We start from the raw sequence: 13,257 nt of genomic DNA on the forward strand, positions 1-13,257 counted from the left end.
GCACGCATCATCGAAGGAATCACCATGGCAGAGAACCTGAACCAAACCATCACCGGCGGCGCCAGCGAGCGCAAGCAGGACAAGATCATCGAATTGCGCCCGACCCTGTTCATCGGCATCGGCGGCACGGGCATGCAGGTGCTGATGCGCGTGCGCCGGCGCATCCTCAACACCCTGTGGGGCGGCGCGGGCAACCGCACGCGCATCGAGGGGCTGGCCGACTTTCCCATTGCGCAATTCATCCATTTCGACCTCGACAATGGCGCCGTGATCGAAAGCGGCGAGTCGCAGGCGAAGGACTTGCAGTTCGACCAGGTGAAGTTCACGGACGACGACAAGGTGGTTGAATCGTTCGACATGGACAAGTACAGCCGCGATGAAGATTCCCTGGAGAAGTATCCGCACATCAAGGAATGGCTGCCGCTGACGCCGCAGCGCATCCGCGAACTGCGTTTCGACATGAGCAGCGGCGCGGGGCAGATCCGCGCCGTGTCGCGCCTGTATTTCTTCGACAAGTATGCCAAGATCCGCGACAAGATCCGTTTGAAACTGAAAGCCCTGAAAGCGGGCCTGTCGCACGAGCGCCAGCTGGCCGAACTGGGTTTACGCATGGAAACGAACCGTTTCCGCATCGTCATCGTCGGTTCCGTGGCGGGCGGCACGGGTTCCGGTTCCTTCCTGGACATGGGCTTGCTGGCGCGCTGGCTGGCGCGCAGCGAAGTGGGCGCGGCCGACGTCGAGCTGATGCTGTTCTTGCCGACCGGCTACACCAAGGCCAACAAGGACCGGGTCGAAGCCAACGGCTACGCGGCGCTGATGGAACTGGAATCGGCCATGATGGGCAACAAGGGCTATGTGGGCCGCTGGGATGCGTATGACCGCCCGGAACTGACGCGCGAGCCGTACAGCGAGGTTTACCTGATCGATTCGGGCAACCTGGCGCAGCAGCACACCAAGGATGTCAGCGACGTCTACCATATGGTGGCCGATTCGCTGTTCGAGGATTTCGCCTCGGCCGACTTCGCGCGCGCCAAGCGTTCGATCGCCGTCAACCAGGCGCAGCACAAGAACTCGCTGTACAACGCGCCCGTGCCGCAAGACCGCTTCGGCGACATGCGCCTGTATTTTTCGAAACGCTTTTCCTCGTTCGGCATGGCCGTGCTCGATACGCGCCAGGAAGCGGCGCGCGACGAGCGGGCTCACCGCTGGGCCGGCGCCATGCTGCAAGCGTTCTTTGGCGTGGGCGGCACGGATGCGGGCGCCAACCGCGCCACGGATACGCAGCGCGATAATTTCCTCGCAGCCAACATGTTCCTGAAGGGCACGCCGTTCAGCGATTTCCCCGAGTTTTCCGACAAGAGTATCGAACTGAAGCGCTCCAGCGGCGACTTCATCGATTTCCGCGTCGTCGACGAATTGCTGGAAGACCGCCATGGCCACTTGCTGGCCGGCGTGGAAAACCGCGTCAATACGCGCATCAACGATATCCGCACGGGCTTCGACCGCAGCGAATGGCCGGCGCAGGTGCGCGACGCCATGAAGCACCTGGAACGCGACGCCGTGCGCGACCAGGATTCCACGGCTGACACGACGGAAGACCGCATCAGCAAGCGCCGCCGCGAAGTGCTGGAAGACGTCAAGAAAGTCGTGCGCGACCAGCTGTATGGCTACCTGGACAACAAGGAATTCGGCGGCCTCGAATACGTGCTGTCGCTGGTGGAACAGATCAAGGACCGCATCGAGGCACCGGGCAGCGGCTTGACGGCGCAGATCGGCAACAATGCCGAGCGTTACCGTGAAATCAAGGAAGCCGTGCGCTCGCGCGAATACGAGCGCCTGCTGAACAACCTGGAACAGACGCGCAGCACCTTCGGCTTCCTCAGCAATGGCGAAAAGCAGGCGGGCGTGGTGATGGACCATTTGCGCACGGAAATGGCGAATGCGTTGAAATTCCATCTGCGCGCCAAGGCGGCGGACGAGTCCGTGCTGCTGCTGGGCGAACTGTCGCGCTGGCTGGGCAACCGTATCGGCGTCGACGCGCAAGGCCGCGCGCAGTGGAATGGCCTGGTGGGCGAACTGCAAACGGGCCGCGAAGGCGTGCTGGCCATGCTGGCGGAATTGAAGACGGCCAATACCATCCTGCAAAAGGACCTGGACAAGGAACACGCGACCCTGATCGTCATCCCCGTCACGGAAAAAGACATTGCGCTGCCATCGGCGGCCACCTTGCGCCAGTGGGCCGATGAAGCGTTCAAGGACATGGGCGGCTCGAAAGCGCTGTTCCCCATGTTGGCCGAACCGGCGCAACGGGGCTTGATCCTGGCCAAGGTCACGCGCATGGCCGAAAACATGATCGCCACGGCGGGCCTGACAGAAGGCGCGACGAGCACGCCCGACCCCCTGTTCGAAGCACTGGAACAGATGGATGTGTCCGAACGCCTGGACCGTTTCCGCAAGCTGCTGGCCTGCTCCATGCCGTGGATCGACGCCAATATGGCGGGCGACTTCACGGTCGTGTCGGACCAGTTCAAGTGCGTGATCGGCGTGGCCAACGCGGCCGCCTTCAAGGCGAAGTTCGGCGCCGAGCTCGAATCGTGCGTGCCGACCCAGGTGGGCATCACGGTGAGCCAGCTGGAAATCGTCGAGACGGGCATCCGCGGGCGCGCCGTCTGCTACTGCGAACTGGCCGGCGTGCCGATGACGGTGCTGCGCGGCCTGGAAGGCTGGCGCACCAGTTACCGCAAGGAAGGCGACAATGACAAGGCGCCGACCCACACGCACATCGATCCGACGCAATTCACGCACCCGATCGCGCCGAACACGGACGAGATGAAGCGCCTGGCGGAAGACTTCGGCGAATTCCTGCAAGCGATCATGCTGGGCGTGCTGACACGCCACACGGGCCGGGTCGTGCCGCCGGGCCAGTACCAGTTTGCCGTCGAACCGGGCGACTTGCGCCGCATCGGCAATGAACGGGCCATCCGCCAGAACGGCATGCCCGCCTCGTACGAGAAGAATATCGCCTTGCGCATCGAAGAAAAATTGACGGCGCTTGACGCCGTGCAGACGGCGGCCATGGCTGCGCTGGCAAAATACTACGAGCGGGGCGTGTATGCGCCCAAGCTGGTGGCGCAGGCCGATGGCTCGCAGCTGCCGTATATCGGTTTTGGCAGCGCCATTGCCGCCGAAGTGGGCACGCGCCTGCGCGAGTCGGCGCGCCGCAAGGGCATGGCCAGCGACGAGCTCGACCACACGGTGCAAGCCTTGCTGGGACGCCTGAAGGAGTGGGCGAATGTCATCGGCGACTCCGACAGCGATGCCTACGACTGGGAAGTGCGCGAGCCGGAAGCGGACGGCCAGCCCCGCCTGAAATATGCGATCAAGGCGGAAATGCTGGAAGCGGGGCGCCTCGAGCAATTGCTGCGCCCGGCAGGTGCGGCCGCTGCCCCGGCGGCAATCGCGTTCGGCATGCCACCACCGCTGGGCGGCATGCCGCCGCCGCTGGTGGAATACCAGTATTTCCTGGGTATAAACGGCCAGCAGCAGGGACCGTTCACGGCCCAGCAGATCGTGCAGTACGTGCAGGCAGGGCAAGTCGCACCAAGCACCACCAAGGTGTGGCGCGCCGGCTTGCCGGCCTGGGCCGACCTGGCCCAGTTCCCCGAACTGGCGCCTTTGTTCCTCGGCGCGCCGCCACCGTTGATGCCGCCGCCTCTGTGAACGCTGGAATGACGTTGGAATGAAGGATTAGTTTTGGATATCTGCAACAAATGCAAGACGGGCCTGTGGACCGTTGTCAGCCATTGCCCGTACTGTGGTCACGCGGTGGCTGGCGCTGTCCGGGCAGCTGCGGCCGTGCCGCCGCCGCTGCCTGTTCCCGCGCCGGTACCAGCGCCCCCGCCGGTAGCGCCCAAGCCGCCGCCCGTGCCGGTGCTGCCTGTGCCTGCGCCGAAACCGCCGCCGGTGCCGGTGTCCGCGCCGGCTGCCGTGCCGCCGCCAGCGCCGCCGAAGCCGGCCCAGTCGAAAGCCATGCCGAAGCCCGTGCCGGCAGCTCCACCTGCGTCAACCGAAGCACCGCCACCGCCACGCAAGTGGCTGCGCTGGCTGGGCGGTATTGCCGTGCTGGCAGCTGTCATCGTCTACATGAATGGGAAGCCGGGCGGAAAGAATGAGTCGGCCTGCAATGACGCCATCGACAGTGGCTTGCAACTGGTGGCGAATGGCAGCCTGGACGGCGCCCGCCAGAAGCTGGCGACGGCGAAGAATGTGTGTACGGGCAAGTCCAGCGCCAAGGCGGACGACTTGCAGGTGGCCATCGGCAAGGCGGGCGCCGCATCGGGCAGCTGCCAGCGGGGCTTGCGCGCCATCGAGCGCAACATTGATGGCCATCAATTGCAAAGTGCGGCCAGGGGCATTGCCGCGCTCGACGCCGATTGCGCGGGCGCTGCCAGCGTGGATTCCCTGCGCAAACAGCTGGCGCGCCAGCAGGCGGCAGCCGCGTCCGTGCTGGTGGGAGTGCGCCAGGCGCTGGACGGCAAGGATGCGACGGCGGCAAGGAATGGCATCGCCAGGCTGGAAGCGATCGACCGCGAAGCGCTGGAATTGCCGCAGTTGAAGGCCGACGTGCAGGCGCTGTCGGCGGCCGCGGAGCCTGCCCCGGCGCCCGTTTCAGCCCCGGTGCCAGCGCCGATGCCAGCAGCGCAGGAACCTGCGCCCGCGCGCGCGGTCGAACGTTCAGCGGTGGCCGAACGCCGTCCGCCGGAAACGTCGCCCGTCGATAGCGGCGCGGCCATGCGCAACGAGATGGCGCAATCGTTCTTGCGCGATGCCGAGCGTTCTTTGCTGGAAGGGAAATTCGATGCGGCCAAGACGTATCTGGAAAGCGCGCGCCGCGTCGATCCGGGCAATGCGCGCATCGACAATCTGTCGCGCCGCATCCGCGAGCGCGAACGGCAAGTGCTGCAGACGGAAACAACGATCAATTAGCTCTCTGGGGAATCACCATGCTGAACCACACCACCTTGCGCGCAGCCGCTGCGCTGACCATTGCGGCCATGCTGGCCGGCTGCGCCACGGCGCCGATGAACCCGAATGGCGTGCGCCAGGACAGTTCCTATCCGCAAGGTGGAAGCCAGGCGGCCACGGATGAGGACCCGTGCAGCATGGGCGCGACGGCGGCTGCCGGCGCGGCCGTGGGAGCGCTGCTGGGCGCGCTGGCGGGCGGCAAGAATAGCGCGCTGAAGGGCGCGGCCATCGGTGGCGGTCTGGCGGCGGCCGGTTGCCTGGCCATCAATGTCAATTCGCGCCAGACCAAGACGGCGGCGCAGGCGGACCGCGACTACATCCGCACACGCGGCGCGCTGCCGCGCGAACCGCAAGTGGTGTCGTACACGCCGCAGCTGAGCGCATCGACCGTCAAGCGCGGCCAGCCGTTCAAGGTCAATTCGGTGGTGGAGCTGGTCAACGGCAGCGCGCAAAGCGTCAACGACGTGCGCGAAGAGCTGGTGGTGCTCGACCCGCAAGGCCAGCCATTCAAGTCCGGCTCGAAAGCCCTGGCCAGCAACAACAAGTCGGGCGGGCGCTTTGAAAACTCGTTCGAGCTGACCTTGCCGGCCGGCGTGTCGCAGGGCGTGTATGGCGTCAAGACGAACCTGTACGTGAACGGCAAGCTGGCCGCCACGCGCGACCTGCGCACGCAACTGGTGATGCTGGATGTGGATACGGGCATTGACGCGCAGCTGGCGCTGCGCTGATTGCCGTATGCAAACGCGTAGGTCGGATTAGCGGGGTAAAGCCCCGCGTAGTTCGACAACACCACTAACGCCAACAATGTTGTCGGATTACGGCCCCTTGGGCCTGATCCGACCTACGCGCCGCCCTGGTAGCCATGCTGGCGCCAGGCCTCGTAAACGACGACGGCCACCGTATTCGACAGATTCAAGCTGCGGTTGTCCGGGCGCATCGGCAGGCGGATGCGTTGCTCTGCAGGAAAGCCGTCGCGCAGGGCCGGATCGAGGCCTTTCGTCTCGGAACCGAACACGAACACGTCGCCCGGCAGGAAGGCCACGTCGCCGAACGGGCGCGAGCCGCGCGTCGTCATGGCGAACATGCGGGCCGGGTCGGGCTGGGTGTCGGCCAGGAACGCTGCCCAGTTCTTGTGCACCTTCATCTTGGCGTAATCGTGGTAATCGAGGCCGGCGCGCTTCATCTTGGCATCGTCGAGCGGAAAACCCAGCGGTTCGACCAGGTGCAGCTGCGCGCCCGTGTTGGCGCACAGGCGGATGACGTTGCCCGTATTGGGCGGGATTTCAGGTTCTACCAAAACAACGTGAAACAAAATGCTCTCCTTGGGTCTGTCTGTATCTAATATATAGCGAATTCAATGCGGCGGCGTGCGCGCCACCACCAGTATGCTGACCCTGGCCGCGCCTTCGCTCTTGCAGGCGGCGGCCAGCGCGTTGACGGTATGGCCGCTGCTCATCACGTCGTCGACGATGCCGACATGGCATCCTTGCAATAATGGCGCGTGTTCCGGCGCGATGGCGAACGCGTGCGCCAGGTTGGCTTGCCGTTCCTGCGGCGCGACGCCGCTTTGCGCCCGGGTTTCGCGCACGCGCAGCGCCAGGCGGGGCTGTAAATGCACGTGCAGCAGGCGCGCCAGCGGGCGGGCAATTTCCAGCGCCTGGTTAAAGCCCCGTTCGGCCAGCCGGGCCGGGCCCAGCGGCACCGGGCACAGCAACTGCGGCGCCTCCCAATCCGGCTGTTGCTGAATGGCAACATGCAGCAATTCTGCCAACAGGGGCGCCAGCGCCAGGCGCGCGCCGAATTTCAGCTGCAGCAGCAACTGGTCGACGGGCGCCGCATAATCAAACGCCGTGACGGTGGCGTCATACGCGGGCCGCAGGCGCAAACAGCGTCCGCACAGCGTTGCCACATCGTCGAGCGGATTGGCGCACTGGCGGCAGCGGTGCCGCAGCAGGCCCAGGTACTGTGCGCGGCAGGGCGGGCACAGCACTTCCGGACAGCCGATGCCGCACAGCGCGCACTGGGCCGGCAGCAAGGTGGCGCCCAGCCACAGCCGCAGCGCCTGCCACGCGGCATCAAGGCGGTGCTGGGTGGCGGTCCGCATCGCGATGGCGTCGTTCCATGTACACTGCCGACATTATCTCACCTCACCCGATTCAACATGCCAGTTCCCACCAGTCCGCCCAAAATGAGTGCGCCCATCGATGCGGTGCAAGTACGCGATTTCTTTTCCCGTCCGGCGCGCATCGCGCCGTCGGACTTCCTGCGCCGCGAAGTGTCGGCACGCATGCACGAGCGCCTGGAGCTGGTGAAAATCACGCCGCACCGTGTGCTTGACGCCGGCTGCGGCCCCGGTGCGGACCTGGCGCAGTTGCAAAAGGATTATCCCGCCGCGCAGATTATCGGTCTCGATGCAGCGCAAGTGATGATGCAGGCGGCGCGCGCGCCCGCGTCGAAACTGGCCAGCCTGAACCAGTTCCTCAGCAAACTGCTGCCGGCCAAGGCGGGCGTGGATTTGCTGTGCGGCGACCTCGGCGACCTGCCGCTGGCGCAGGGCAGCATCGACCTCGTGTGGTCCAACCTGGCGCTGCACTGGCATGCCCAGCCCGACCGCGTGTTTGCCGAATGGCGGCGCGCGCTGCGCCTCGATGGCTTGCTGATGTTTTCCTGTTTCGGTCCCGACACCTTCCGCGAAGTGCGCGACGCCTTTGCCGAGGCCGATTTATATCCGCACGCCTTGCCCTTTGTCGACATGCACGACTTTGGCGACATGCTGGTCGAGACGGGTTTTTCCACGCCCGTGCTGGACATGGAAATCATCACCGTCACCTACGATACGGCGGAAAAACTGCTGGCGGACGTGCGCGCCTTCGGCGGCAATCCGCTGACCACGCGCCGGCGCGGCCTGATGGGCAAGGCGGCCTGGCAGCGCATGCTGGCCGCGCTGGAAAAGATGCGCCGTCCCGACGGCAAGCTGGGCCTGAGTTTCGAGGTGATTTATGGCCATGCCTTCCGTCCCGCGCCGCGCGTGACGCGCAATGGCGAGGCGATCATCCGCTTTGATTTGCCGAGAAAGCCCAAATAAAAGGCTAAAGAAACCGACACTTGGTCGCATTCGCGCATGGATGCAGCAGCAAGCGTTGCAAAGCGCGCGGCGGCCGGGAGAAGGGCGCGCACAAAGCCGATTATTGCTTGATGGATTCAAGTTTACTTGATTATAATCGTTGATTGTTTGTCAGCTTGCTAAGTAGAAAAAACAAGGGCTGCATACAAAATAAAAAAAACAAAGCAAGACTAATTCGAAGTTACTGCATTAGTATAGTAACCATCTTCCACACAAGGCCATTTCAGTGTGGGGAAGAAAAACAGGGTTCCAGCATGGTTGCGCGCCGCCGTTTTTGCTGCGGCAGCCAGCATGGAATTCGCTGGTGCTTGACGCACATGGCCGTATTCTGGCCGTGTTGCTTTCATGGAGGAGCGGCAGCGGTCCAGTACGGAGAAGTCCGCAGCCGTTTAAAATATCATTATTTTTGGGTGGTTGGGGAAAACATGACACATGCAAAGCGACTTCAATCGTTGCTGCTCGGGCTGTCTTTGACAGCGTTTGGCATCGGGCGATGGGCCACGGCGGCACCGGCTGCCGGCACCTATCCCGGCACCGGCGGTCCCGTGCCGTTCGAAATGAATCTGCAACCGCCGGCGACACAGATCGCCCATGAAATCTACGATTTGCACACCCTGATGATGATCATCTGCCTGGTGATCTTCGTAGCCGTGTTCGGCGTCATGTTTTATTCCATCTTCAAGCACCGCAAGTCCCTGGGCCACAAACCGGCCACTTTCCACGAAAGCACCACCGTCGAGATCGCCTGGACCGTCGTGCCTTTCCTGATCGTCATCGGCATGGCCCTGCCTGCCACGCGCACCGTCGTCGGCATGAAGGACACCTCGAACGCCGACATCACCATCAAGGCCACCGGTATGCAGTGGAAATGGGGCTATGACTACCTGAAAGGCGAGGGCGAAGGCATTTCCTTCCTCTCCAACCTGGCCACGCCGCGCTCGCAAGTGGGCGCGCCAGGCGTGCCGCCGACGGAAAAACGGGGCGAAAACTACCTGATCGAAGTCGACAACGAAGTTGTCGTGCCGGTCAACAAGAAGATCCGCGTGGTGCTGACGGCCAACGACGTCATCCACGCATGGTCCGTGCCCGCCTTCGGCGTCAAGCAGGATGCGATTCCCGGCTTCGTGCGCGACACCTGGTTCAAGGCCGACCATATCGGCACCTTCCGCGGCAATTGCGCCGAACTGTGCGGCAAGGAACATGCATTCATGCCCATCGTCGTCAAGGTCGTCTCGGCCGATGACTACAAGGCCTGGGTTGATGTAAAACAAAAGGAAATGGCCGCATTGGCTGATGATCCAAGCAAGGTGTGGACCATCGACGAGTTGAAGGTCAAGGGCGAGAAAGTGTATGCGGCCAACTGCGTGGTCTGCCACCAGGCGACAGGCAAGGGCGTGCCCGGTGCATTCGCGCCGCTGGACGGCTCGGCCGTGGTGAACGGTCCGAAAGCGGAACAGATCCATGTCTTGCTGAACGGGCAAAAGAGCGGCAAGTATCCGGCGGAAATGCCAGCCTGGAAACAGCTGTCCGACACGGAAATTGCCGCAGTGATCACTTACACGCGCAATACCTGGTCGAACAAGGCCGAAGAGAACATCGTTCAACCAGCCGAAATCGTGGCTGCACGCAAGTAATTAGGAGTCGCATATGAGTACTAGCACGAGCACTAGCACCTTGGACCACGCCGGTCACGATCACGACCATGCCCACGATCATCCCACTGGCTACCGCCGCTGGCTGTTTGCCACCAACCACAAGGATATCGGTACTTTGTACCTGTGGTTCTCGTTCATCATGCTGCTGTCGGGCGGCGTGCTGGCCCTGATGATCCGGACGGAACTGTTTCACCCAGGCTTGCAATTCTTTCACCCGGAATTTTTCAATCAACTGACCACCATGCACGGCCTGGTGATGGTGTTTGGCGCCATCATGCCGGCCTTCGTCGGCTACGCCAACTGGATGATCCCGCTGCAAGTGGGCGCGTCCGACATGGCCTTTGCCCGCATGAACAACTTCTCGTTCTGGCTGCTGCCGCCGGCCGCCATCCTGCTGGCCACGTCCTTCCTCGTGCCGGGCGGCGCCACGGCTGCCGGCTGGACCCTGTATGCGCCGCTGTCGACGCAGATGGGCCCCGGCATGGACATGGCGATTTTTGCCATGCACCTGATGGGCGCCTCGTCCATCATGGGTTCGATCAACATCATCGTCACCATCCTGAACATGCGCGCACCGGGCATGACCCTGATGAAAATGCCGATGTTCTGCTGGACCTGGCTGATTACCGCGTATCTGTTGATCGCCGTCATGCCCGTGCTGGCCGGCGCCATCACCATGACCCTGACGGACCGCCATTTCGGCACCTCCTTCTTTAACGCGGCAGGCGGCGGCGATCCCGTCATGTACCAGCACATCTTCTGGTTCTTCGGCCATCCCGAGGTCTACATCATGATTCTGCCGGCCTTCGGCATCGTCTCGCAGATCCTGCCGGCGTTTGCCCGCAAGCCCCTGTTCGGCTACGCATCGATGGTCTACGCTACCGCTTCCATCGCGATTCTGTCGTTTATCGTCTGGGCGCACCACATGTTTACCACCGGCATGCCGGTGACCAGCCAGCTGTTCTTCATGTACGCGACCATGCTGATCGCCGTGCCGACGGGCGTGAAAGTGTTCAACTGGATCGCCACGATGTGGAAAGGTTCCATGACGTTCGAAACGCCGATGCTGTTCTCGGTCGGCTTCATCTTCGTGTTTACCATGGGCGGCTTCACGGGCCTGATCCTGGCCGTCACGCCGATCGACATCCAGCTGCAGGATACCTATTATGTGGTGGCGCATTTCCACTACGTGCTGGTGGCCGGTTCGCTGTTTGCCCTGTTCGCCGGCTTCTACTACTGGTCGCCGAAATGGACGGGCCACATGTACAACGAGACGCGCGGCAAGATCCACTTCTGGCTGTCGCTGATCACGTTCAACGTGACCTTCTTCCCGATGCACTTCCTGGGCCTGGCCGGCATGCCGCGCCGCTACGCCGACTATCCGGCGCAGTTCACCGACTTCAACATGATCGCCTCGATCGGCGGCTTCGGTTTTGGCCTGATGCAGGTGTACTTCCTGTTCTTCGTGGTCTTGCCGACCATCCGCGGCGGCAAGGCTGCGCCAGCGAAACCATGGGAAGGCGCGGAAGGCCTGGAATGGACCGTGCCGAGCCCGGCGCCTTTCCACACGTTTGAAACGCCGCCGACAGTGAAATAAGGTATCCCGGGCCGGCGTGTTCCGCGGCCCGTCTTGAATAAAGTGCCTGTCATGACCGAACGTAAAAAACCGAACAACCTGCGTACCGGACTGATACTGGGGGCCCTGGCGGCCTTCTTCTTCCTGTCCGTATTCGTCAAGCGCATGTGGCTCTGACGTGACGACGCCCGACCAACAGGAAACACGCGGCCTGAACCGCAAGATGCTGGGCAAGCTGCTCGTCATTGCCGTGCTGATGTTCGGCTTTGGCTATGCCCTGATTCCCGTCTACAAGCAGATTTGCGAAGTGATGGGCATCAACGTGCTGACGCAAAAAGATGGCACGGTGGCCTACGACAACAATACGCAGGTCGACACGACGCGCAGCATCACCGTCGAGTTCGACGGCAATGCGCAGGGGCCATGGCGCTTCCGCCCGACGGTGTCGAGCATGCAGGTGCATCCGGGCGAACTGGTGACCGTCATGTATGAAGTGGTCAACACGCAAAACCGCGTCGTCAACGCGCAAGCCATCCCCAGCTACGCGCCACAGAGCGCCACGCCGCATTTCAAGAAGGTCGAATGCTTCTGCTTCAAGCAGCAGACCTTGAAACCGAACGAAGCGCGGCAGATGCCGGTGGTGTTCTTCCTCGATCCGGCCCTGCCGAAAGAGGTGAAAACCATCACCCTGTCGTACACGTTTTTCGAGATAGCCGGTCTGAGCCAGGCTCAGACGCCGGCCGTCCAATAGGAGAGTGGCATGGGCGAATCCAAGCAGCCTGAAAAAGCGTCGTTCCTGTATTCGCTGCGGGCCGTCGTGTGGTCATTCACGGGACTGCGCCGCAAGAGCGATTTCGACACGGATTCGGCCAAGCTCAACCCCGTGCACATCGTCATCGCCGGTTTCCTGGTGGTGGCTTGCCTGATCGGCATATTGATTTCGATTGTCAAATTCGTCGTTTTATAAATTATAAAAAACCACCCTATAAGTTTTTGAGGAGATGATGATGAGTTCCAACCACGCCGCCGTACCTTATTATTTTGTGCCCGGCCCGTCGCGCTGGCCCATGCTGGGCGGCGCCAGCCTGCTGCTGACCATGATCGGCGCCTCGGCCTGGGTCAACGACGTTTCCTGGGGTCCGTACCTGAATTACCTGGGCCTGGCCGGCATCCTGCTGGTGCTGTATTTCTGGTTCGGCGACGCCATCAGCGAATCGGAACAGGGCCTGTACAGCGAGCGCATCGACCACTCCTTCCGCTGGAGCATGAGCTGGTTCATCTTTTCGGAAGTCATGTTCTTCGCCGCCTTCTTCGGCGCCCTGTTCTACGCGCGCAGCATCTCCATGCCGTGGCTGGCCGACCTTGACCACAAGGTGATCTGGCCCGATTTCGCCGCTCACTGGGGCAATACGGGGCCGGCCGGCACGGTGCAGGAATTCACCACCATGACGCCGTTCTGGATTCCGACCATCAACACGGCCTTGCTGCTGCTGTCAGGCGTGACCCTGACCATTTCGCACCATGCGCTGCGCGCCGGCCATCGCGGCATGACGGCCCTGTTCCTGTTCGCCACGATCTTGCTGGGCGCCATCTTCATGGGCTTCCAGGTGTATGAATACATCCACGCTTACAGCGAACTGAACTTGAAATTGACGTCGGGCATCTACGGCGCCACCTTCTTCATGCTGACGGGTTTCCACGGCTTCCACGTGACCCTGGGCGCCATCATGCTGTCCGTCATCCTGTACCGCGTGCTGAAAGGCCACTTCACGCCCGAGCACCACTTCGGCTTCGAAGGCGCTGCCTGGTACTGGCACTTCGTCGACGTCGTCTGGCTGGGCCTGTACGTGGTCGTGTATTGGTTATAATGGCGGGGC

The 13,257-nt window shown here is 62.6% G+C and carries 12 protein-coding genes; 10 read left to right on the top strand and 2 right to left on the bottom strand.

The features are described from left to right. The first annotated feature begins 24 nt into the window (after positions 1 to 24). Genes IGS58_RS27060 through IGS58_RS27070 form a run of 3 tightly spaced genes read left to right on the top strand, consistent with a single transcriptional unit; the run spans position 25 to position 5,753 of the window. The gene (locus tag IGS58_RS27060) at positions 25 to 3,720 is read left to right on the top strand and encodes a tubulin-like doman-containing protein (RefSeq protein ID WP_230523148.1); all 3,696 of its coding nucleotides are present in this window, start codon (positions 25 to 27) and stop codon (positions 3,718 to 3,720) included. Positions 3,721 to 3,753: 33 nt separating this feature from the next. Further along, the gene (locus IGS58_RS27065) at positions 3,754 to 4,986 is read left to right on the top strand and encodes a hypothetical protein (protein WP_230523149.1); all 1,233 of its coding nucleotides are present in this window, start codon (positions 3,754 to 3,756) and stop codon (positions 4,984 to 4,986) included. Between the two features lie 17 nt (positions 4,987 to 5,003). Next, entirely contained in the window at positions 5,004 to 5,753 is a 750-nt protein-coding gene (locus IGS58_RS27070) for a hypothetical protein (protein ID WP_070258793.1), read from the top strand. A 113-nt stretch (positions 5,754 to 5,866) separates the two neighbouring features. On the opposite strand, the gene trmL is transcribed toward IGS58_RS27070, so the two are convergent. Further along, positions 5,867 to 6,337, bottom strand: a complete 471-nt coding sequence (gene trmL / locus IGS58_RS27075) for a tRNA (uridine(34)/cytosine(34)/5-carboxymethylaminomethyluridine(34)-2'-O)-methyltransferase TrmL (RefSeq protein ID WP_034784868.1) — start codon at positions 6,335 to 6,337, stop codon at positions 5,867 to 5,869. A gap of 42 nt (positions 6,338 to 6,379) precedes the next feature. Next, entirely contained in the window at positions 6,380 to 7,129 is a 750-nt protein-coding gene (locus tag IGS58_RS27080; protein WP_230523150.1) for a ComF family protein, read from the bottom strand. Positions 7,130 to 7,186: 57 nt separating this feature from the next. On the opposite strand from IGS58_RS27080, the gene IGS58_RS27085 reads away from it, so the two are divergent. From IGS58_RS27085 to IGS58_RS27115, 7 genes are all read left to right on the top strand, one after another. Continuing rightward, entirely contained in the window at positions 7,187 to 8,110 is a 924-nt protein-coding gene (locus IGS58_RS27085) for a methyltransferase domain-containing protein (protein WP_230523151.1), read from the top strand. 464 nt (positions 8,111 to 8,574) lie between these two features. Further along, positions 8,575 to 9,783: a cytochrome c oxidase subunit II gene (coxB, locus tag IGS58_RS27090; protein WP_034784872.1), complete on the top strand. Its 1,209-nt coding sequence runs from the start codon at positions 8,575 to 8,577 to the stop codon at positions 9,781 to 9,783. A gap of 13 nt (positions 9,784 to 9,796) precedes the next feature. Continuing rightward, a complete protein-coding gene (ctaD, locus tag IGS58_RS27095) occupies positions 9,797 to 11,401 on the top strand; it encodes a cytochrome c oxidase subunit I (protein WP_034784874.1) in 1,605 nt (534 codons plus the stop codon). A gap of 51 nt (positions 11,402 to 11,452) precedes the next feature. Then, entirely contained in the window at positions 11,453 to 11,557 is a 105-nt protein-coding gene (locus IGS58_RS27100) for a cytochrome oxidase small assembly protein (RefSeq protein ID WP_211551746.1), read from the top strand. A 1-nt stretch (position 11,558) separates the two neighbouring features. Next, positions 11,559 to 12,131, top strand: a complete 573-nt coding sequence (locus IGS58_RS27105) for a cytochrome c oxidase assembly protein (protein ID WP_071653728.1) — start codon at positions 11,559 to 11,561, stop codon at positions 12,129 to 12,131. Between the two features lie 9 nt (positions 12,132 to 12,140). Next, positions 12,141 to 12,347 carry a DUF2970 domain-containing protein gene (locus tag IGS58_RS27110; RefSeq protein ID WP_034749002.1) on the top strand — a complete coding sequence of 69 codons (207 nt, stop codon included), beginning with the start codon at positions 12,141 to 12,143 and terminating at the stop codon, positions 12,345 to 12,347. A gap of 40 nt (positions 12,348 to 12,387) precedes the next feature. Further along, a complete protein-coding gene (locus IGS58_RS27115) occupies positions 12,388 to 13,248 on the top strand; it encodes a cytochrome c oxidase subunit 3 (RefSeq protein WP_034784877.1) in 861 nt (286 codons plus the stop codon). Positions 13,249 to 13,257: the final 9 nt, after the last annotated feature.

It is taken from the genome of Janthinobacterium sp. EB271-G4-7A (assembly GCF_020858075.1).
Taxonomy (GTDB): Bacteria; Pseudomonadota; Gammaproteobacteria; order Burkholderiales; family Burkholderiaceae_D; genus Janthinobacterium; species Janthinobacterium lividum.